This window comes from Kitasatospora sp. NPDC096140 (assembly GCF_040303045.1).
Lineage (GTDB): Bacteria > Actinomycetota > Actinomycetes > Streptomycetales > Streptomycetaceae > Kitasatospora.
Genome location: NZ_JBEOUW010000048.1, coordinates 9833 through 30850, shown reverse-complemented (window position 1 = coordinate 30850; position 21018 = coordinate 9833). Strand labels below are relative to the sequence as shown.

The 21018-nt window shown below is 73.8% G+C and carries 15 protein-coding genes; all 15 read right to left on the bottom strand.

The features are described from left to right. Positions 1-21 precede the first annotated feature (21 nt). Genes ABT048_RS34660 through ABT048_RS34590 form a run of 15 tightly spaced genes read right to left on the bottom strand, consistent with a single transcriptional unit; the run spans position 22 to position 20887 of the window. Entirely contained in the window at positions 22-1296 is a 1275-nt protein-coding gene (locus ABT048_RS34660) for a DUF4910 domain-containing protein (protein WP_502894106.1), read from the bottom strand. Continuing rightward, positions 1293-2318 carry an NAD-dependent epimerase/dehydratase family protein gene (locus ABT048_RS34655; RefSeq protein WP_350525572.1) on the bottom strand — a complete coding sequence of 342 codons (1026 nt, stop codon included), beginning with the start codon at positions 2316-2318 and terminating at the stop codon, positions 1293-1295. Before ABT048_RS34655 ends, ABT048_RS34660 begins: the two co-directional genes overlap by 4 nt. 4 nt (positions 2319-2322) lie before the next feature. Further along, positions 2323-2970 (bottom strand): PIG-L deacetylase family protein, encoded by a 648-nt coding sequence (locus ABT048_RS34650; protein WP_350525571.1) that lies wholly within the window; start codon positions 2968-2970, stop codon positions 2323-2325. Next, complete coding sequence (locus ABT048_RS34645) at positions 2967-3785, bottom strand: sugar phosphate nucleotidyltransferase (protein WP_350525570.1); 819 nt, start codon at positions 3783-3785, stop codon at positions 2967-2969. Before ABT048_RS34645 ends, ABT048_RS34650 begins: the two co-directional genes overlap by 4 nt. Further along, a complete protein-coding gene (locus tag ABT048_RS34640; protein WP_350525569.1) occupies positions 3782-5017 on the bottom strand; it encodes a class I SAM-dependent methyltransferase in 1236 nt (411 codons plus the stop codon). Before ABT048_RS34640 ends, ABT048_RS34645 begins: the two co-directional genes overlap by 4 nt. Continuing rightward, positions 5014-6288, bottom strand: a complete 1275-nt coding sequence (locus ABT048_RS34635) for a glycosyltransferase (RefSeq protein ID WP_350525568.1) — start codon at positions 6286-6288, stop codon at positions 5014-5016. Before ABT048_RS34635 ends, ABT048_RS34640 begins: the two co-directional genes overlap by 4 nt. Positions 6289-6290: 2 nt before the next feature. Then, entirely contained in the window at positions 6291-7670 is a 1380-nt protein-coding gene (locus ABT048_RS34630; RefSeq protein WP_350525567.1) for an O-antigen ligase domain-containing protein, read from the bottom strand. A 1-nt stretch (position 7671) separates the two neighbouring features. Further along, positions 7672-9225 carry a right-handed parallel beta-helix repeat-containing protein gene (locus ABT048_RS34625; RefSeq protein WP_350525604.1) on the bottom strand — a complete coding sequence of 518 codons (1554 nt, stop codon included), beginning with the start codon at positions 9223-9225 and terminating at the stop codon, positions 7672-7674. Positions 9226-9239: 14 nt separating this feature from the next. Continuing rightward, on the bottom strand, positions 9240-11204 hold the full coding sequence (locus ABT048_RS34620) for a heparinase II/III family protein (protein WP_350525566.1): 1965 nt from the start codon (positions 11202-11204) through the stop codon (positions 9240-9242). Then, a complete protein-coding gene (locus ABT048_RS34615) occupies positions 11201-13393 on the bottom strand; it encodes a bi-domain-containing oxidoreductase (RefSeq protein WP_350525565.1) in 2193 nt (730 codons plus the stop codon). Before ABT048_RS34615 ends, ABT048_RS34620 begins: the two co-directional genes overlap by 4 nt. Positions 13394-13430: 37 nt before the next feature. Beyond that, positions 13431-15362, bottom strand: a complete 1932-nt coding sequence (gene asnB / locus ABT048_RS34610; protein ID WP_350525564.1) for an asparagine synthase (glutamine-hydrolyzing) — start codon at positions 15360-15362, stop codon at positions 13431-13433. A 3-nt stretch (positions 15363-15365) separates the two neighbouring features. After that, positions 15366-16895 (bottom strand): Wzz/FepE/Etk N-terminal domain-containing protein, encoded by a 1530-nt coding sequence (locus ABT048_RS34605; protein ID WP_350525563.1) that lies wholly within the window; start codon positions 16893-16895, stop codon positions 15366-15368. After that, positions 16892-18307 (bottom strand): Wzz/FepE/Etk N-terminal domain-containing protein, encoded by a 1416-nt coding sequence (locus ABT048_RS34600; protein WP_350525562.1) that lies wholly within the window; start codon positions 18305-18307, stop codon positions 16892-16894. The genes ABT048_RS34605 and ABT048_RS34600 overlap by 4 nt, the downstream gene beginning before the upstream one ends. Next, positions 18304-19581 (bottom strand): glycosyltransferase family 4 protein, encoded by a 1278-nt coding sequence (locus ABT048_RS34595; protein WP_350525561.1) that lies wholly within the window; start codon positions 19579-19581, stop codon positions 18304-18306. The genes ABT048_RS34600 and ABT048_RS34595 overlap by 4 nt, the downstream gene beginning before the upstream one ends. Continuing rightward, positions 19571-20887 (bottom strand): nucleotide sugar dehydrogenase, encoded by a 1317-nt coding sequence (locus tag ABT048_RS34590; protein ID WP_350525560.1) that lies wholly within the window; start codon positions 20885-20887, stop codon positions 19571-19573. Before ABT048_RS34590 ends, ABT048_RS34595 begins: the two co-directional genes overlap by 11 nt. Between the last annotated feature and the right edge of the window lie 131 nt (positions 20888-21018).

Below are 21018 nucleotides of genomic sequence, written 5' to 3'. Positions count from 1 at the left end.
CCCCCGCCCCCGCCGCCCCCGTCATGTCTTGATCAGCCCGGCGCCGTGCAGGGCGTCGGCCGCGACGGCGACGGTGTCGAACGGCAGCCCGGAGCGCTCGGCCACGTCCAGCAGGCTGTGCTCGCCGTCGGAGAGGCTGAGCACCCAGAGCATGGCCATCTGGGCCTGCTTGGCGTCGCTGCGGCCGCCGAGCGACTCGTACAGCCCGCGCCGCCCCAGCTGCGGTTCGCCGTAGGGGCTGAGGTTGAGGTACCGCCGGTTGCGGTCGAGGACGTCGAACGCCTCGCGGCAGACGGCGAGCGTGTCCGCCATCGCCTCCGGCGAGACGAAGTCCGGGTTGTCCGCCGAGGTGTGGTACTCGGGGTACCCGGCGTACGGGGTCCGGCTGAGCGAGCCCACGCCGAGGTCGAACCCGGGCGAGCAGAACTGCCGCTCGTCGTAGCCGTACGGGGTGAACTCGGTGATGCGGTGCGGGCGTTCGGAGGTGAGCAGCACGTGCTGCAGCACCCGGTCGATCTCCGCGTCGCCGCGCCTGCTCTGCTTGTACGTCAGCGAGCCACGGTCCCCGGCGCAGGCCAGCACCAGCCCGTGCTTGACCCGCTCGACCCGTTCCGCGGTGCGGGCCAGCCAGGTGATCGCCCCGATGGTGCCGGGCGCGAACAGGAACCGGTAGGTGTACCAGGGCGTCCGCTGCGCCAGCTCCCTGGCGAGGAACGTCGCCACCGCGATGCCCGCCAGGTTGTCGTTGGCCAGCGACGGGTGGCAGACGTGGCAGGAGACGATCACCTCGTCGGGGACCTGCCCGGGGACGACGTGCTCGGCGTAGGTGAGGTGGCCGTCCGCGAGCGTGGAGTCGATGCGGACCTCGTAGTCGCCGTCCGGCAGCGCGTCCAGGGTCTCCTGGGCCAGGCAGAACCCCCACTCCGGCGTGTAGTAGCTGGTGCGGTACGGCACCCAGGTCGGCTGTTCCGGCAGGGTGTGCAGGTGTCCGCGCAGCTCGGCCAGCGGCATGGTGGCGGACACCGGCACGCTGTAGCCGAGCACGTGCAGGCTGGACGCGGCGAAGTCGACGACCCGGTTGCCGGCCGGGTCGGCGACGTAGGCGTCCCGGATGTTCCACTCCTGCGGCACCGTCCAGTCGAGCACCTGGGTCCCGGTCGGCACCTCGTGCACCTGCAGCGGGAGGTACTCGCCGACGATGTCCAGGGTGGCGCGCACACCGTCGCCGGTGATGCTCCGGCAGATCGGGTACAGCCGCTCCACCAGCGCGTGCATCTCCTCGCCGGGCGTGCTCATCGGCGCCACCGCAGGGTGTCGTCGACGGTGCCGGCCGCGGACGCCTCGCGCAGCACGGCCAGTCGGGTGAAGCGCTGCTCGAAGGCCTCCTTGGTGAGGCCGAACTCGCGGTAGGCCTCGGCGAGTTCGAGCGCGCCCCGCTGGACGGTCCACTCGCACGCGAAGTCCGGGACGGCGGCCCGGAAGCGGGAGAAGTCCACCCGGTAGGAGCGCGGGTCGGCGCCCGCCTCCCCGGTGATCCGCACCTTGGAGCCCTCCACCGCCTCGGCGACCTGCTCGGCGATCTCGGCGACGGTGACGTTGTTGGTCTCGCTGCCGATGTTGAACGCCTCGTCGTGCACCGCCTCCCTCGGCGCGACCAGCGCGGCCGCGAAGGCCCGGGCGATGTCGGCGGCGTGCACCAGCGGGCGCCAGGGGGTGCCGTCGGAGAGCACCAGCACCTCGCCGGTCAGCAGCGCGTGGCCCACCAGGTTGTTCAGCACGATGTCGGCGCGCAGCCGGGGCGAGTAGCCGAAGGCGGTGGCGTTGCGCATGAACACCGGGCTGAAGTCGCCGTCGGCCAGGTCGTGCAGGTCGTCCTCCACCCGCACCTTGGACTCCGCGTACGGCGTCACCGGGCGCAGCGGGGCGTTCTCGGCGACCAGCTCGTCGCCGCCCGCGGCGCCGTAGACCGAGCAGGTGGACGCGTACAGGAAGCGCCGCACCCCGGCGTCCCGGGCCAGTTCGGCCAGCCGGACGGAGGCGTGGTGGTTGATGTCGTAGGTGAGGTCGGGGGCCAGCGAGCCCAGCGGGTCGTTGGACAGCGCGGCCAGGTGGATCACGGCGTCCACCCCGGCGACGTGCTCGGCCGTGACGTCGCGCAGGTCCACCCGGTGCCCGGCCGGGTCGGCGGGCGCCGGGCCCAGCACGCAGTCGGCGAACAGGCCGGCGTCGAGCCCGACGACCTCGTGCCCGGCGGCCGCGAGGACCGGGGCCATCACGGTGCCCAGGTACCCCTGGTGTCCGGTCAGCAGTACGCGCATTGGGTCATCCCCCCAGGTTCAGAGTCAGTTTGGTGACGGCGAACGCCTCGGCGTAGCGGGCGTGGCACTCGATGCCGCGGATCCGTGCCAGCCCGAGGAAGGCCTCCCGGTCGTACCAGGGGCGGTGGCGCTGCGAGGGGTAGTGCTCCTGCAGCAGCCGGACCTTCTCCTCGGCGGTCTCCGGGGTCAGCGGCTGGTAGGCCACCGGGCGGCCGAGGTCGCCGTCCCACTTGACGATCTCGTAGCCGAGCACGAGGTGGTCGCGGAAGGCGGTGGTCATCAGTTGCGCCAGGCCCCGGTGGTCCTGGTGGGCGTCCTCGGTGCGCGGGGCGAGGACCACGTCCGGCTCGCTGCGCCCGCGCAGTTCCTCGACGGCGGCCTTGGCCTCGTCCCAGTGCGCGGGCAGCCGGCCGTCGGGCAGCTTGAGCACGGTCAGCCGCAGGTCGGCGTCCGGGCAGAAGGCGGCGAGCGCGGCCCGTTCCTCCTCCTCGCGTTCGCCCCCGCCGCCGGAGAGCACCAGGGCGTCGACCCGCAGGCCGGGCCGGGCCCGGCACATCGTCAGCAGGGAGCCGCCCGCGCCGATGGCGATGTCGTCGCAGTGCGCACCCACGGCGACGACCGCGTCCGGGCGCCCGGCCCCGAGGCGGATCACGCGGTCCCCGCCGCGGCGCCGGCCGGCCGGCCGGCCGCGCCGTCCCGCTCCCACACGGCCCACGGGCGGTCGCCCCGGGCATAGGCGGCGTCCAGCGCGGCCCGTTCCTTCACGGTGTCGGTCGGCTTCCAGAAGCCGCGGTGCTGGTGCGCCACCAGCCGTCCGCGCTTCGCCAGTTGGGTGCACCCGTCGGCGACCAGGTCGCCGTTCTCCGGGATGTGGTCGAAGACCTCCTGGCGGAGCACGAAGTAGCCGCCGTTCTCCCACAGCGGCAGTTCGCTCACCGCCGTGATGCCGCCCACCAGGCCGTCCTCGCCCAGCTCCACGCAGTGGAACGAGGACTGCGGCGGCACCACCATCATCGACGCACCGGCGTCGCGCCGGGCGAACGCGTCGATCATCTCCGGCAGCGGGGCGTCGGTGAGCACGTCGGCGTAGTTGGCGAGGAACATCTCCTCGCCGTCGAGGTGGTGGCGCACCCGGCGCAGCCGCTCCCCGATCGGCGACTCGATGCCGGTCTGCGCGAAGGTGATCGTCCAGGAGGCGATGTCGGTGGACAGCAGCTCGGTCTTCCCGCCCCGCAGCACGAAGTCGTTGGACGTCGTCTCCTCGTAGTTGAGGAAGAACTCCTTGATGTGGTGGGCCCCGTACCCGAGGCAGAGGATGAACTCCGTGTGCCCGTAGTACGCGTAGTAGCGCATGACGTGCCAGATCAGCGGCCGCGGGCCGACCATCGCCATCGGCTTGGGCACGTCGTCGGACGCTCCGCTGCGCATGCGCAGCCCGTAACCGCCGCAGAACAGGACGACCTTCATGCCTTCACCTCGACGATGCTGAGTTCCGGGATGGGGAAGACCAGTCGGCCGCCCCACTCGTGCACGAAGGAGAGCTGCTCGGTCAGCTCGGCCCGCAGGTTCCACGGGAGGACGAGGACGTAGTCGGGCTTGTCGGCGGCGATCCGCTCGGGCGGCAGGATCGGGATGCGGGTGCCCGGGGTGAACCTGCCGTGCTTGTACGGGTTGCGGTCGACCGTGTACGGGAGCAGGTCGGGCCGGATGCCGCAGTGGTTGAGCAGGGTGTTGCCCTTGCCGGGGGCGCCGTAGCCGACGACCGTCTCGCCGCGCTCGGCCGCCTCGACGAGGAACTTGAGGAGGTCCCGGCGCACCTTGGCCACCCGGGCGGAGAACTCGGTGTACCCGGAGAGGTCCTGCAGCCCGGCGGCCTTCTCCCGGTCCAGCACCTCGGCGACCCGGCCGGTCGGCTCGCCGGCCGCCCCGTCCGGGCGGGCCCACAGCCGGATGGAGCCGCCGTGCGTCGGCAGCAGTTCGACGTCCACGAGCGTGAGTCCGCCGCTGGCCAGGGCCCGGGCCGCGGAGGCGACCGTGTAGTACTGGAAGTGCTCGTGGTAGATCGTGTCGTACTGGTTCTCCTCGATCAGGGTCAGCAGGTGCTGCACCTCGATGGAGACCCAGCCGTCGTCGGCGACCAGGGCGCGCAGCCCCCGGGTGAACCCGACCACGTCGGGGATGTGCGCGTACACGTTGTTGGCCACGACCAGGTCCGCCGGGCCGTGTTCGGCGCGGACGGCCGAGCCGGTGACCGGGTCCAGGAACGCCGTGAGGGTGGGCACGCCGGCCTCGCGCGCCGCGGCGCCGACGTTCACCGACGGTTCGATGCCGAGGCAGCGGATCCCCCGGTCCACGACGTGCCGGAGCAGGTACCCGTCGTTGCTCGCGACCTCGACCACGAAGGCGTCGGGGCCCAGGTCCAGCCGCTGTACGGCACCGCTGACGAAGCTACGGGCGTGCTCCACCCAGGAGGTCGAGTAGGAGGAGAAGTACGCGTACTGCGTGAACGTCTCCTCGGGCGTGATCAGCGGCGGGATCTGCGCCAGCCAGCAGTCGGTGCAGACCCGCAGGTGCAGCGGGTACGCCGGCTCCGGCCGGTCCAGTTCGTCCGCGGCGAGGAAGCTCTCGCACGGCGGGGTCGCCCCCAGGTCGACGACGCTCCCCAACGCCGTCGATCCGCAGAGTCGGCATCGTGTCATGTCCTGCCCCCATCCCTGCCCGCGCGGGTGCCCCGGCGCGAGCCCGTGTTTCCGTTCCCGACCGGCGGCGCGCCGTCCGCGCCGCCGGACCGCACCGCGATCGCGGTGCGGTACCCCTCCACCAGGCGCTCCAGCCCGACGGCCGGGCTGAAGCCCTGCTCGTACCGGCGCCGGGCCGCCCGGCCCATCTCCTGGTTGCGGTCCGCCCCGGCCGTGATCCGGCGGATGCAGGACGCGAGCGAGGCCGCCTCCCCGGGCCGGTGCAGCAGCCCGGTCACCCCGTCCTCGACGAGTTCGGCGAAGGCGCCGTGACCGGCGGCGACGGCCGGGACGCCGGCCGCCATCGCCTCCACGACCACCAGGCCGAACGCCTCCAGCCACGTCGAGGGCGCCACCACGGCGACCGACCGCGCGAGGGCCTGCCGGCACTGGTCCCGGTCGTACAGGCCGACGTACCGCACGTCGTCCCGGCCCGCCGCCCAGGCGGTCACCTCGCGCTCCAGCGGGCCCGTGCCGGCGACCACGAGCGGCACGCCCACCCCGCCGGCCGCGGCGAGTTCGTCCCACGCGGTCATGAGCAGCCGCACGCCCTTGGCCTCCGCGAGTCGGCCGAGGTAGAGCAGGTGCTCGCCGGCGCCGCCGCGGCACGTGCCCGGATCGGGCACGAAGTTGTGCTTGACCGCCAGCCGTTCGGCCGGCAGGCCGGCCCGCACCAGGACGTCGCGCTGCGCCGCGGAGATGCAGAAGAACCGCTCCACGCCGGACCACCACCGCCGCCGGTTGACCGACAGGCTGACGGCGAGCGGCACCGTCGCCAACCGGGAGTTGCGGTAGCAGCCGTGCCGGACGGCGGGCAGCGGCGAGCCGCCGACGCACTCGGTGCACGGCCGGCCGTCCCGCTGCAGCGTGCCCGGCGGGCAGACCTGGGTGTAGTTGTGCAGCGTGGCGACGGCCGGCACGCCGGCGTCGGCGCAGGCGGCCAGCACCGCGGGCGACAGCAGCGGGAAGACGTTGTGGACGTGCACCACGTCCGGCCGCTCGGTGCGCAGCCGGGCCGCGAGTTCCTTGCGGACCGCCGGGTTCCACGGCACCAGCAGCGGCACCGCGATCTTGCCCGGCAGGGACCGGGCGGCGATGTCGTCGCTGCGCCGCTCGAACACCTCGACCCGGTGTCCGGCCTCGCGCAGCAGCCCCACCTCCTGGTCGACGACCATGTTCTCCCCGCTCGGCTGCGCCGAGGCGTAGCGGTTGTGCACCACGAGGACGCGCATGCTCACCCTCCCTCCGATCCGTGGGTCCATGGCGGTGTGCGTCGTCGGAGGGCTCCGGGCACCCCGGCTCGGGACACCGGGTCTCCGAACGCCGCGACTCGGGGCAACCCGCCTCCGGACAGCGCGCCGCCGAGCGCCGGTCCGTGGCCGGCCGCGGCGGGTGTCACCAGCAGCGAGGCGGCCACCGTCAGGTGCAGCAGGTACGGCGAGGCGTCGCCCAGCCCGGCCTCGGTGTACGACGCGATCGCGCAGTAGCTGATCAGGAAGATCGCGCAGGCCCTCGCCAGCGACGGCGGCCGCAGCAGCGCGACGCCGCCCAGCACGACGAGGATCGCCGCCACGACGGTGACGCCGGCCAGGCCCTGCTCGTTGTAGACGGCCAGCCAGCTGTTGTCGATCGGCAGCCCGCCGAACGACTTGTCGCCCAGCCCCACGCCGAACAGCTGCTCCGTGGTCGTCCGGGGCGCCGCCAGCAGCGCGTCCCAGACCTTGGCCCGGCCGGTGAGGTTGGAGAAGTTCTCCTGGCTCTGTCCGCGCAGGAACCACGCCTGCAGCAGGGAGCTCAGCCCGACCGCGGCCACGGTGGCGCACAGCACCGCCCAGGTGAAGAACCGGCGGGCGGCGGCGCTGGTCAGGACGAGCGAGCCGACGGCCAGCACCAGCCCGATGAGCATGGCGACCGTCGCCGTCCGGGTGTGGGTCAGCGCGAGCAGGACGAAGGACGGCACGATGACGGTGGCCGCGCTCGCCCCGGTGGTCCGGCGGTCCAGCAGGAGCAGCACGGTGAGCCCGATGATCACCGCGGCGTACTGGCCGATCTGCGGCGGGGTGAGCGGCCACAGCGCGCCGACCAGCCGCCCGCCGTAGAGGTCGGGCATGGCCGCGCCCGGCGAGACGACCAGGCCGGCGGCCACCGACGCGAGCACCGCGAAGTACATCCGGATGTGGTGCCGGACGAGCAGCGGGCCGCCGTCCCACCAGCGGCTGAGCAGCCACAGCGTGCCGACGAACAGGGTCAGCCGGAAGCAGCGGAACAGCGCCCCGAACCCGGACTCCAGGTGCGCGCTGGAGATCACGCTCAGCACCAGCATCAGGGTGAGCAGGAACAGGAAGGCGCTGGCGCGGATGCGCAGCCGGAGGTTGAGGGCGAGCGCCAGCGCGAACGCGGTGACCAGCGCGCCCATGGTGGCCATCTGGATGAGGGAGCGGGGCAGCGGGACGATGGTCTTCGCCCCGGCGGAGCCGAGGGTGTTGAGGATGAGCAGCCCCCAGACCGTCCCGACGGCCTTCGGGGTGCCGGCCGGGCGCGGCCGGGCGTCGGGCCGGGCGCCCGCGGTGTCCGGTCCGGCGGGCGGCCCGGCGCACATCTGGTTCCGGCCCATCTCAACCACCCGCCCGCGGCCGGAAGGTGCTGCCCTGGTCCTGCTGGTACGGCGCGCCCTGCCACTGCGCGGAGTCGAGCGTCCGGCTCGGGTCGTGGGCGACGAAGCTCCACGGTCCGAGGTAGGTGTTGTCGTGCCAGCGGTTCTGCTGCTTGCCGGTGATCGCCTCGGCCACCGGTTCGCCCTTGTACGGCGACCAGTCCGGGTAGGTGCCGTAGTTGGCGAGCACCGCCATCCGGCCGCAGCCGGTCGTGCAGCCGGGGACGGTCGGGTCCAGGACGAAGCGGTTGTCGTGGATGTCGACGCGCTGGGTCTTCCACCGGCAGTCGGCGTAGAGCGGTGCGCCGGCGATGCCCGGCTGCGCGCAGCTGGCGGTGTTCTTCACCAGCAGGGTGCAGTCACCGGACGAGGTGTTGGCCGGGCTGTTGCAGAACCGGTCGGCGTTCTCCCACAGGGTGATCCCGGACCAGTTGTCCTCCAGCACGTTCCGGTCGATCTCGATCTTGTCGGTGCGGGCGGGGATCCGCGGTTCGCCGCCGGACTCGGACAGGTAGACGGTCGCGACCGGGAAGTTGTCGCCGCGGTCGGCGTACCTGCGGCCCTCGACCCAGTCGTTGCGCCGGATCGTGTTGTTCCGGATGACCGCGTTGTAGCTGGTCTCGTAGATCAGCGCGGCGCCGTCGTTGGACTCCAGCACGTTGTCCTCGATGCGGAAGTCGTTGTTGTTGGTGTCCGCCCACAGCCCGGTGCCGCGGTTGTCGTGCACCCAGTTGCCGCGCACGTCGGCGCCGTTGACGGCCCAGAACTTGACGCCTCCGGTGCAGCCGCAGCCCGGCTGGCGCCGCTCCCACTCGTCGGTGTCGTTCCCGGTGATCTCGTTGCCCTCCAGCACGAGGTCGCTGACGGGGCCGCCGGTCTTGTACGCGTTCATGCCGTACTGCCCGTTGCCGCGCAGGCAGCTGGCGCGGACCCGCTGGTGGGCGCCGGCCATCAGCCCGGCGCCGGAGTTGTTCTGGATCGTCGCGTGCTCGATCACCCACCCGTCGGCCGAGTCGTGGTTGACCACGCCCTCGTTCTGCGGCGCGACGAAGCCCTGCACGGTCAGGTAGCGGATGGTGACGCCGCCGGCGGCGCCGCCGAACGCGTACTCGTTGGTCTTCCCGCCGTCGAGCACCGCGCCCGGCGCGCCGAGGTAGCTGTCCCCCTCCTTGGGGACGACCTGGGCGTACCGGTCCGCCGCGAGCCGGTGCGTGCCCGGTCCGAGCCAGAACGTGGTGTTCGGCGGGCTGTTCCTGGTCTTCGCGGACAGGTCGCCGACCACCGCCGGGTCGATCGTCACCGCGCCCGCCGGCGCCGTCACCGGTCCGGCCGCGGGCTCGGCGCACACCCGGGCGACGGCCACGGCCGCGGACGCGGTCGGCGCCCCGGTCGGCTTCGCCGGGGCGTCCGACGTGCTCGTGCAGCCGGTCGCCGCCAGCAGGGCGAGCGTCAGCGCCGCCGCAGCCGACGCCGTGCGCCGCGGCGTCGACGCCCCCCGGTGCGGCCGCCTCGTGATCCCCACGCGCCCCCCTAGCCGTGGAACCTGAGTACGGTGGTGAACCCCTGCGCGCCGTCGGCGAAGCCGGTGCCGATCAGCGTGGTGGCGGGCTCCTTGCGGCCGAAGCCGGCGGAGTACCAGCCGAGCGGCGGGTCGCTCTCGCCGCGGTGGGCGCGCCAGGACAGCTGCCCGGCGAGGTCGAGCTCCGCGGAGCGGTCCTCGCCGTCACGGGTCCAGGTGAGCAGCGCCCGGTTCCCCGTCAGGTCCGCGGTGACGGCGGGGCCGAGGTGGAAGGCCAGCCGTACGGGCCGGCGCGGTCCGCTCACCTCGTCGACCACCCGCAACTCCCGGCTCCCGGCGGTCAGTTCCACTCGGCGGCGGTGCACGGAGGGCCGGTAGCCGTCGTGTTCGGCGCACCAGCGGGCCACTCCCCCACCGGCCGCGTCCTTGTCTGCCACGTCCGCGACCAGGACGCGGCTGCGGGCCTGCCGGGTCCACAGGAACGGGCCGCCGGAGACGGACTGGTCGGCGCCGTCCAGTTCCAGCGTGTTGTGGCCGAGGGTCGAGCGGAAGTACCGCCGCCACTCCGGCTGCCCGTGGTAGCAGAACGTCCCCGGGTCGGCGAGCACGTCGACCCCGTCCTGCCGGACCTCCAGGGACAGCGCGTCGGCGTGGGCGTGCGCGGCGATGGACAGGAACCCGTGCGGACCGCCGTCGCAGCGGCACCAGATCCGGTCCTCCTCGTCGCGGAGGATGGTCATCCCGGCGTCGGCCAGGTGGACGGGCCGGCTCGCCGGGCGGGCCACGCCCGCCCCGTACGGCTTCAGCAGCGCGGCCAGCAGCGGGGTGCGGACGTCGCCGGCCGCCACCTCCGGCCACCAGGGCAGGCGGCCGAACACGGCCTCCCCGCTGGCGAGCAGCGAGGCCCAGCGGTCGGTGCCCGCGCCGTCCACGACCAGGCCGTGCCCGTCGTCCGCGTCGCCCTGGCGCGGGGGCCGCAGCCGGTTGTCGACCACGGCGGCCAGGGCGTCGGTCATGCGCAGCAGCACCAGACGGACCGTCGCGGGGACGGGCACCCCGGCGGCGTCCGCCTCGGCGACCGCGGCCAGGCCGAGCTCCAGGACGAGCCCGTGGTACTCGCTGGCCAGCTCCCGGTTGAGGCCGGACATGAAGGTGTTGGCGCGCAGGTGGCGGTCCAGCGAGCGCAGCGCCTCCGCGCGCCATCGCTCCGACTCGGGGAACCAGTCGAAGGCGCAGGAGGCGGCGAACTGCCCGGCGGCCTCGGCGATGACGTGGTTGTTCGCGGAGGAGCCCCGGCTGGGGAAGGCCGCCAGCCAGCGCTGGTGGTGCCAGATCTGGTGCAGCGCCGTCGGGTTGGCCTCGAACAGCGCGGCCGCGCCCGACCAGCCGTCCAGCAGCCGGCGCACCCACACCCAGGACAGCAGCCGGATGCCCAGCTCGATGCCGCTGACCCAGTGCACGCCCTCCAGCGGCGGGTTGACCTTCCACCAGGAGCGCAGGTGGTCGGCGACGCGCTCGGCGTAGCGCTCGTTGCCGGTGACGGCGTACGCGGCGGCGAGCACCGTCAGGTACTGGTGCCGGGAGGGCTCCCAGATCTGCTTGATGTCGCCGACGGCGCCCTCGTCCCGGTAGGGCACGTCGAAGGCGTAGCCAGCGGTGGCCCGGCGGCCGGTCTTCGGGTCGAACCACCAGTCCGGGTCGGCCATGTCCGCGCGCTCCACGCCGAAGAACTCGGCGCGGCCGTCCATCAGCCGGTCCGCCTCGGCGACCAGCCGCTTGGCAGCCTCGGCGGGCACCGCCTCGACCGCCCCGGCGGGCAGCACGGCGGTGAACCGGGCGCCGCTGACGGCCGGGCCCGCCGGCGGGATCTCCTTGCCCCACCGGCGCCGGCGCAGCGTGTCGCCCACCCGGCCGGCGACCTCCTGCGGCCCCATCGCGGACAGGCGCCGCAGGTACCAGCCCGCGCTCATGGTCACAGCGACCTCGCCAGGGCCACCGGGGCGCCGGCGCCCAGGCTGGCCTGCACCGCGAGGGTGGCCGCCGTGGTGGCGACCAGGGACTCCAGCGGCACCGGCATCGGCCCGCCGGTGCGCACGGCCTTGACGAACGAGGCCAGCTCGTTGGACTGGCCCTTGTCCCGGGCCTTGGGCAGCCGCGAGCTGACCCACCGCTTGCGGCCGTACACCGAGGCGCGGACGAAGTCGTCGAGCTTGAGCACCTTGCCGTCGGCGAGCAGGTCCAGCGTCTCCTTGGGGAAGCCGGGCGCCCCGGAGGTGACGTAGCTGATGGCGGCGGTGGAGCCGTCGGGGTAGCCCAGCACGATCTGGAGGTCCTCGTTGCCGGACGGGGCGACGGCGTACACCGAGACCGGGTCCGCGCCGAGCAGCCAGCTCGCGGTGTCGATGAAGTGGCCGCCCTCGCCCTCGAAGCGCGAGCCCTCGGTGCCCTGCTGGAGGTACCAGCTGCCGTGCTGGAGGCGGCCCGCGTTGACGAGGTAGCGCAGGCTGGCCGGGCCCGTACGGGCGCCGAGGCGGGCCCTGGCCTCGCGCAGCAGCGGGGCGAAGCGGCGGTTGAACCCGACCTGGAGGCGGTCGTTGCCGGACTCCTCCACCGTGGCGAGCACGGAGGCGAGTTCGTCCTCGGTCAGGGCGAGCGGCTTCTCCACGAAGACGGCCTTGCCGGCCAGCAGCGCCTTGCGGGTCAGGGAGGCGTGCGAGCTGTGCCGGGTGACCACGAAGACGGCGTCGATCGAGGAGTCCCCGAGGACGGCGTCCAGGTCGGTGGTCGCCCGGGCGAAGCCGAACTTGCGCTGGGCGTTGGCCGCGGACAGGGACGTGGTGGTGACGACGGCGGACAGTGCCACGCCCTCGCGCTGGGCCAGGTGCGGCAGCAGCATGGAGGACGCGTAGTTGCCCGCGCCGACGAACGCCAGCCGCACCGGGGCGCCGGCCGGGCGGGCCGTGGCCGTCCGCGCGGCGGGGAGCCTGACGGCGGGGATCTCCAGCTTCGGGGCCTCGGCCTTCGCCGGCGGCTCCGATTCCGCCGGGGCGTAGCGGAACAGCGCGGTGACGGCCTTCAGTTCGCCGTCCTTGAGGCGCCGGTACGTCTCCACCGCGTCCTCGAAGTCGGCGACGTGGGAGATCAGCGGGTCGACGTCGACGCGGCCGCGGGCCATCAGGTCGATGAAGCAGGCCAGGTTGCGCCGCTCCGTCCAGCGCACGTACCCGATCGGGTAGTCGCGCCCCTCCAGCTCGTACTCCGGGTCGTAGCGCCCGGGGCCGTAGGAGCGCGAGAAGCGGACGTCCAGCTCCTTCTCGTAGTACGCGTTCCACGGCAGGTCCAGGCGGCACTTGCCGATGTCGACGACCCGGCCGCGGTCCCGGGCCAGGTGCGCGGCCAGCTCCACGGGCTGGTTGCTGCCGCCGCCGGCCGCCAGGTACACCTGGTCCACGCCGTGGCCGTCCGTCAGCTCCGCGACGGCGTTCTCCACGGCCGCCGAGCCCGGGTCGCCGCAGGCCGCCGCGCCCAGGCGCTCGGCGAGCTCGCAGCGCGAGGGGTCCGGGTCGGCGCCGACCACGCGCACGCCCGCCGCGGTGAGCAGCTGCACCACCAGCTGCCCGATCAGCCCGAGGCCGATCACCAGCGCCACCTCGCCGAGCTGCGGCTCGCCCTGGCGGACGCCCTGCAGCGCGATCGACCCGACGGTGCCGAAGGCCGCCTGCCGCGGCGCCAGGCCGTCCGGCACCGGGGTGTAGAGGTTCTTCGGGACCCAGTTCAGCTCGGCGTGCAGCGCGTGCTCGTTGCCGGCGCAGGCCACCAGGTCGCCGACCTTCACGTCGTCGATCCCGGCGCCGACCTGCTCGACCAGCCCGCACAGCGAGTAGCCCAGCGGCGTGTACGAGTCCAGCTTGCCCATCACCTTGCGGTAGGTGGCGGGCAGTCCGTTGGTGGCCACGCTCTGCATGACCTTGGCGACCTGGTCCGGCCGGGAGCGGGCCTTGCCCAGCATCGACATGCCGGCCTCGGAGACCTTCATCAGTTCGGTTCCGGTGGAGATCAGCGAGTAGGCGGTGCGGACCAGCACCCCGCCCGGCTTGCACCCCGGCGCCGGCACGTCGAGCACCGCCAGCTCGCCGCTCTTGTAGTTCTGCACGACCTGTTTCACTCGGAGTCCCCTAGGTTTCTCAGCCGTCACGTGTGCTCTACGCCGGCGAACCGGCGCTGTGGTCGGTCCCGGAGGTCGCACTGCGGTACCAGTACTCCAGGGTCAGCACGTGCCACAGGTGTTTGGAGAAGTCCCGCTGCCCGGAGGCGTCCTCGGCGACGAGCCGCGCCAGCGCGTCGCGCCGCAGGAACCCGGAGCGGACGAGCACGCCGTCGTTCACCACCTCGCGCACCAGCGGGGCGAGGTCCCGGCTCATCCAGGCCCGCAGCGGGGCGCTGAACAGGCCCTTGGGCCGGTACACGATCTCCCGGGGCAGGACCGAGGTGGCCGCCTCCTTGAGGACGGCCTTGCCCTGCCGTCCGACGATCTTCCGGTCGCCGGGCACGGCGAACGCCGCCCTGACCACCTCGACGTCCACGTACGGCACCCGCACCTCGGTCGACGCGGCCATGCTGGAGCGGTCGGTGTACGCGAGGTTCAGGCCCGGCAGGAACATCCGGGCGTCGCCCAGGCACATCCGGTTGACGAAGTCGTCGAGCTCGTTGTCCCGGTAGACGTCCGCGTGCTCGGTCAGGACGTCGTCGACGGTGCCGGCGAGGTCCGGATCGACCAGGGCGAGCAGTTCGGCCCGGTCGTACATGGTGTAGCTGCGCCGGAACGCCGTCTCCTCCGGCAGGTCGGCGAAGGACAGGAACCGCTTGGCGAACCGCACCGACCGGTACCCGCGGCGGGCCGAGGCCACCGGCAGCCGGTCCACCGCCGCGGACAGGCCGCGCCGCAGGGGCCGCGGGACGCGCTGGTAGCGCAGCGCGATCAGGTTGGCCAGGTGTTTGCGGTAGCCGGCGAACAGCTCGTCGGCGCCCATCCCCGAGAGCAGCACCTTGACGCCGGCCTCCCGGGCGGCCGAGCAGATCAGGAAGGTGTTGATCGCGGCGGGGTCGCCGATCGGCTCGTCCAGGTGGTACGTCATCCGCGGCAGCAGGTCGAGCACGTCCGGGGCGATCTCGATCTCGTGCAGGTCGACGCCGAACCGCTCGGCCACCTGACGGGCGTAGCGGAGGTCGTCCGGCATTGCCTCGAACCTGGCGTCCTCGGCGCGGAACCCGATCGTGTAGGCGGAGATCCCGGGGTGGTCGCGGGCCGCCAGCGCGGTCAGGTAGCTGGAGTCCAGCCCGCCGGAGAGGAAGGTCGCCACGGGGACGTCGGAGAGCAGGTGGCGCCGGGTCGACTCCTCGACGATCGCGGCGATGTCGGGCAGCTCGCCGCTGCGGGCCCGCTCCCGGCCCTCGGCGGCGACGTCCCGCAGGTGCCAGAACCGGCCGCGCTCCGTCCGGCCGTCGGGCCGGCACCGCAGCCAGCTGCCCGGCGGCAGCTTCTCCGCCTCGCGGAACGCGCACCGCGAGTCCGGCACCCAGTAGTACAGCAGTGAGGCCACCAGCGCCGCGTGGTCCACCTGCAGCGACCCGCCGGTGGCGGCCAGCGCCTTGAGCTCGGAGGCGAACACCAGGCCCTCGCCGCGCCGGAGCAGGAAGAGCGGCTTGATGCCGAGTTGGTCGCGGGCGAGGACCAGCTCGCCGGTCCGCTCGTCGAAGATCCCGAACGCGAACATGCCGCGCAGCCGGGGCAGGCAGTCCGTGCCCCAGCGCCGCCAGGCCTCCAGCAGCACCTCGGTGTCGGAGGTCCCGCGGAAGCGCACCCCGGCGGCCGACAGTTCGGCCCGCAGCTCGGGCGCGTTGTACAGCTCGCCGTTGTACGTCAGGACGAGGCCGTTCGAGACCATCGGCTGGGCGCCGGTCTCCGACAGGTCGATGATGGCCAGTCGGCGGTGCCCGAGGTGCACCTCGCCGTCACCGACGGGGTGGCTGTACCGGCCCGCCCCGTCCGGCCCCCGGTGGGCGAGGGTCTCGGTGAGCAGGTCGGTCACGGCCTTCCCGTCCGGCCATCGGTACGTTCCTGCGATGCCGCACATGTCCTACCTCGCCTCCTGGTCGCTGTCCGGGACCATGGCGGTCCACATCGGTAGCCGCTCGGTCCGCCGCCGCCCCGTGCCGATCGGCCGGGCCGGCCGGTCGTTGCGGCCGCGCGGCGCGGCGGGCGGCCCGTCCCAGAGCGTGCCGTCGGTCCGGTCCCGCGGGTCGGGGTCGATCAGCACCACACCGATCACCGGTATGCGCTGGTCCGCGAGTTGCCGCGCCACGGTGTGCAGCCATGCGGCGCTGCCGTGGCCGGCCCGCACGACGAGCACGGTCCGGGTGCCGAGGTGGCGCAGGTCGGTCCACGCCGTGCCGGGCGCCACCGAGCCGACGCCGACCCGTCGTTGCTGCGCCGACTCGGCCTCGGCCGTCCCGTCGGCGACCACGGTCGGGGCCCCGGGCCCGGGGCGGCGGTCGGCGAGCTTCGAGCCGGGCAGGCCGTCGACCACGACGACCGGCCCCTCCTCGCCCAGTGCCGCGGCGAGGTCCAGCGCGATCGCGCCCGTGCTGCGCGCACAGCCCAGTTCCAGCAGCGACACCGGCTCCGCGGAGTCGCGCACGCTGCGGACCAGGGTCGCGGTGAGCCGGCTGCGGGCCCTCCTGGTCCGGCGTCCCTGCCACCGCCGCCCCCGCCGGCGGGGTACCCGGCGCAGTTCCGCGATGACGGAGGCGCCGAGGTTCGCCGCGATCTCCCGGCGCAGCACGGGCCGGTCCGCCACCACCACGCCGACGGCCGACACCGCGAGCCCGAGGACGAGCCCGAGGACGACTCCGACCACGGCGTCGGTGGCGGCGGTCTTGACCAGGGAGTGCCGCTCGGCGCGCGGGGTGTCCACGATCTGGGTGCCGGCGACGAGCCGGGGCGTGCCGACGCTCGCCTCGGCGGCCCGCTGGCCGAAGTCGGTGATCCGCGAGGTGAGTTCGGCCCGGCTGGCGAAGAGCGACTCCATGTTCGCCGAGGCCTTCGGACCGCTCTGCGGCGTCGCGTCGCCGATCGCCTTGTTGACCTGGGCGAGTTGCTCCTGCAGCCGGTCGCGCTGGTCGAGCAGGCTCTTGGCCTCGGCGGCCGCGGCCTCCTGGATCCGCCGGACGTGGTCGGCGACGAACGCGTCGGCCAGCGCCTTGGCCCGAGCCACCGCCTCCGCGTCGCTGCGGCCCTTCACGGTGATCTGCAGCAGGTTGTTGGTCAGGCCGATGCCCCCGTAGTCCTGCATGAAGTCCTCCGGCTTGTCCGGGGAGCCGAGGGCCTGCAGGGCCTTGCCGGCGATCCCCGTGGTCTGCAGCAGGGCGACGTCGGTGCGGATGAGGGTCCCGGGGTCGTTCGGCTGGTCCGCCTCGTGCGCGACCAGCACCTTGGCCACCGCACTCGGCGGCGCCGGCATCAGCACCGCCGCCGCCGCGCCGAGCAGCAGCCCGATCAGCGCCATGGCACACCAGAGGCGGCGGCGCCTGCGCACCGCGACCACCAGCGCCTGCAGGTCCAGCAGCGGCGTGGCGGCCGGCGACTCCGACGTCGTACTCGTCGTCACCCCGAACCTCTCCTCGCCTCGTCGCCGACGGCGGCCGGGATCTCGGTCCCGGGCTCGGGCACGGTCTCCGGCTCGGGCGCAGCCGCGGCCGCGGGCTCGGCGCCCTCCGGCGGACGTCCGGCCGTCCGCGCCGGTGCCCGGACCGCGCCGGCGACGACCGCGCCGACGACCTTGTGCCGGGCGTCCGCGCACGCCTCGGCGATGCCGGTGAGCTCCCCCGCGGTCCAGCTGCCCGCGCTGAGCACGACCAGGACACCGGACTCGTCGTCACGGTCCGGCACCAGCGGCCGGGACACCGACACCCCCACCACCCGCAGCAGCGGATCGCCGCCGGCCTCGGTGACGAGCTGCCCGGCGGCCAGGCGGGCCGTCTCGTCGCCGTCCGGGACGAGGACCAGCAGCCGCTGGGCGGCGGGCAGCCGGTCCCGGAGGCGGGCGCACACCCGCCGGTAGCGGACCTGCCGTCCGGCCTCGTCGCCGGAGGCCTGCGGGGCCGGGACGTCCCACCGGGTGTCGACGCCCAGCAGTCGGCGGAGCCGGGCCCCCGGGCCCCGGCCCTGCGGCCGGTGGACGGGCCGTTCACCGGGGACGTCGACGGTGCCGAGGACGACCGAGCCCAGCGCCGCGGCGATCTCGGGCTCGGTACGCGGGCGGCGGCTCATCCGTGCGGCGGTGAGGTGGCCGATGACGGCGAGGACGAGGAACAGCAGCGCCCCGGCGACGACGAGCTGCATCCGCGTCGGCGGTGCCTCGCCGGTCGGCCGGGCGGCCGGCCCCATGACGACCATGTTGGCCCGGTTCGCGGCCGGGTCGACCTGGTCCAGCTTCTTGACGGCGTCCTGCAGCGCGGTGCGCAGCTTGGCGAGTTCTGTGCGGGTCTGCACGCTCTCCACGGTCTGCCCCGGATCGGCCGCGTCGGCCAGGTCGGTGATGCGCCGACTGGCCTGCACCACCATCTGCCGCAGCGCCTCGGGCTGGGACGCCGCGGGGTCGGTGCTGTCGCCGGCGATCCGCGCGGCGAAGGTGACGAACTGCTGGGCGACCTGGTCGGAGAGCTGCTGGGCGCGCTCCGGGGTCTCGGCCGTGCCCGAGATCTTGATGATGTTCCCGTCGGCGGCCGTGGCGCTCACCCGGTCCTGCAGCGCGGTGCCGGTGACGCCGCTCCAGCCGAGCGCGGCGGCCGCGCGGTCGACCACCACCGAACTGCTCGCGATCTCCGCCTGGGTCAGCAGCTCGCGCTCCTGCCACGCCCCGGGCAGCAGGACGGACGCCGACGCCGTGAAGCGCGGCGGGAACAGGAAGGACGTGCCGTAGCCGACGAGCGCACCCAGCACGGCGAGGACGGCGAGGAGCCGCCAGCGCCGGCGCAGGATCCGACCGATCGTGACCAGACGTATCGTTTCATCGCTCAACGGCGGGGCCTTCTCCCTGCCCGGTTCGGGCCACCCGCCGACACCGGCGCCCGACCACGGCAGGCGGCGGCGTACGCGGCGAGCAGCGATCGCTGGGAGTTCCGCCAGGCGAGCGGCCCGTTGATCCGCTCCTGACCGATCTTGCCCATCCGGCCGCGCTCCTCCGGATCGTCCAGCAGCCGCGCGATGAGGGCGGCGAACTCGGCCTCGTCGTTCGCGGGCGCGTAGACGGCGGCGTCACCGGCGGAGACCCGCGCCTCCCGGAGGTCGAACGAGACGATCGGCCGCCCCATCACCATGTACTCCAGGACCTTGTTCATGGTCGACACGTCGTTGAGCGGGTTGCGCGGGTCGGGCGAGAGGCAGACGTCGGCGCTGGACAGGTAGCGCACCAGGTCGGCGTCCGGTACCCGCCCGGTGAACTCCACCTGCTCCGAGAGCCCGAGCCGCCGGGACAGCTCCACCATCGCGTCGAAGGTGTCGCCGCCGCCCACGAACACCGCGTGCCAGTCGGTCCGCCCCTGCTCGTCGCGCAGCTTCGCGAGGGCCCGCAAGGCGTAGTCGACGCCGTCCTGCGGGCCCATCACACCGAGGTAGCACAGCAGATGGGGCTTGCCGCGCTTCAACTCCGGCTCGGGAGGCACCGGTTGGAACCGGTCGGTGTCGGGCGCGCTGCGCACCACGAAGACGTCCTCCGGCCGCCGGCCGCCGCGGCGCAGCGCGACGTCCCGGTAGCTCTCGTTCGTGGCCAGCACGACGTCCGCGGACCGGTAGGTCCACCGTTCCAGCGCGCACACGGCGCGGTGGAGCAGGTCCGCGCCGCGGTCGAACCGGGAGAGGTAGAGCTCGGGCACCAGGTCGTGCTGGTCGAAGACGATCCGCGCCCCGCGCCGCTTCAGCAACAGGGCCGGCAGGAACAGCAGGTCCGGCGGGTTGCAGATGTGGACCACGTCGACCGGGCCGACCCTGCGGGCCAGCCGGGCGGTGTGCCACAGCGCCGATCCGTACTCCTGCAGGTAACCGGCCGGCCCGCCGGTGGCCGCGCGCAACGGGTAGCGGTGGATGCGCACGCCGTCGATCACCGCTTCCGGCTCGGTGTCCCGCTTGGTGCCCCGCGGGCAGACGACGTGCACCTCCCAGCCCGCGTCGCGCAGTGTCGTGCACTCCTGCCACACCCGCCGGTCGAAGGGCACCGACAGGTTCTCCACCAGGACCAGCGCGCGGCGGCCCGCGCCGTCACCGCCCGGCCCGCTGAACGACGTGTCACCAAGCAAGGCCCGTGTACCCCGGTTCGGTCCGGCGCACGTCGGCGTCGGGAAGGCGGATGAGGTCGATGATCTCCGGGCCGCCGGCATGGGGCAGCGCCGACAGGACGGCCGGCTCCCTGGTCCCGACCACGCACACCTCGGCGTGATCGAGCACCTCGTCGACGGACTCCGCGAGCAGCTGCGCGAGGTGCGGCAGCCGGGTCTCGATGTACTCGCGGTTCGCACCGAGCAGCCGGGAGAGGTTCACGTTGGGGTCGTAGATCCGCAGGTCGTAGCCCTTGCCGAAGAGCCGCTCCGCCAGCTCGACGAGCGGGCTCTCGCGCAGGTCGTCGGTGCCGGGCTTGAAGGAGAGGCCGAACAGGCCCACCCGGCGCTTGCCGGTGCGCTCGACCAACTCCACCGCGCGCTGCAGGTGTTCGGCGTTGGAGGGCAGCACGTGGGCGAGGATGGGCACCGCGACGTCGGCCCGCTGCGCCGCGTGGACCAGGCTGCGCAGGTCCTTGGGCAGGCAGGAGCCGCCGAAGGCGAAGCCGGGCCGCAGGTAGGCGGGGCTGACGTTCAGCTTGCGGTCCGCCAGGAAGACGTCGATCACCTGGTGCGAGTCCACCCCGAGCGCCCGGCACACCGCGCCCAGCTCGTTCGCGAAGCCGATCTTGAGGCCGTGGAACGCGTTGTCCGCGTACTTGATCGCCTCGGCCGTCGGGACCGGCACCCGGAACACCTCGCCGGGCAGACCCTCGTACAGCGCCGCGACCACGTCGCCGCTGGCCGGGTCGAGCTCGCCGATGACGGTCTTCGGCGGGTCGAAGAAGTCCCGCACGCTCGTGCCCTCGCGCAGGAACTCCGGGTTGACGGCGACTCCGAAGTCCACCCCGGCGGTGCCGCCGGCGTACTTCTCCAGGATCGGGACCAGCAGGTTCAGGCAGGTGCCCGGGAGCATGGTGCTGCGGAACACGACGGTCTGCCGCCCGCCCCGCTCGGCCACCGCGGCACCGATCTGCTCGGTGACCCGCTCCAGGTAGGTGGTGCACAGGCTGCCGTTGGGCTCCGACGGCGTTCCCACGCAGACCAGCGACACGTCGCTGCCCATGATCGCCTCGCGGACGTCGGCGGTCGCGCGCAGCGCCCCGGTCCGCACGACCTCGGCGATGAGCTCGCCGATCCGCTCCTCGACCACCGGGGCCTTGCCCTCGTTGACCAGGTCGACCTTCACCTGGTTCACGTCCACCCCGATGACCTCGTGCCCCAGGCTGGCCAGGCACGCGGCCGACACGCAGCCCACGTAGCCGAGCCCCAGGACGCTCACCCTCATGACCCGTTCCTCCCCTCGGGCAGGCCCCTGCGGCCTGCCGTCCGTGGGGCGGGGCGGGGGCGGCCCCCCCCCCCCCCACCCGCCCCCCCCCCCCCCGCCCCCCCCCCCCCCCCCGGCGCAACAAAAACAAA

Coding starts and splice junctions, on each gene's coding strand:
- ABT048_RS34660 (WP_502894106.1), bottom strand. CDS start 1,296: ATGAGCACGCCCGGCGAGGAGATGCACGCGCTGGTGGAGCGGCTGTAC.
- ABT048_RS34655 (WP_350525572.1), bottom strand. CDS start 2,318: ATGCGCGTACTGCTGACCGGACACCAGGGGTACCTGGGCACCGTGATG.
- ABT048_RS34645 (WP_350525570.1), bottom strand. CDS start 3,785: ATGAAGGTCGTCCTGTTCTGCGGCGGTTACGGGCTGCGCATGCGCAGC.
- ABT048_RS34640 (WP_350525569.1), bottom strand. CDS start 5,017: ATGACACGATGCCGACTCTGCGGATCGACGGCGTTGGGGAGCGTCGTC.
- ABT048_RS34635 (WP_350525568.1), bottom strand. CDS start 6,288: ATGCGCGTCCTCGTGGTGCACAACCGCTACGCCTCGGCGCAGCCGAGC.
- ABT048_RS34630 (WP_350525567.1), bottom strand. CDS start 7,670: ATGGGCCGGAACCAGATGTGCGCCGGGCCGCCCGCCGGACCGGACACC.
- asnB (WP_350525564.1), bottom strand. CDS start 15,362: ATGTGCGGCATCGCAGGAACGTACCGATGGCCGGACGGGAAGGCCGTG.
- ABT048_RS34590 (WP_350525560.1), bottom strand. CDS start 20,887: ATGAGGGTGAGCGTCCTGGGGCTCGGCTACGTGGGCTGCGTGTCGGCC.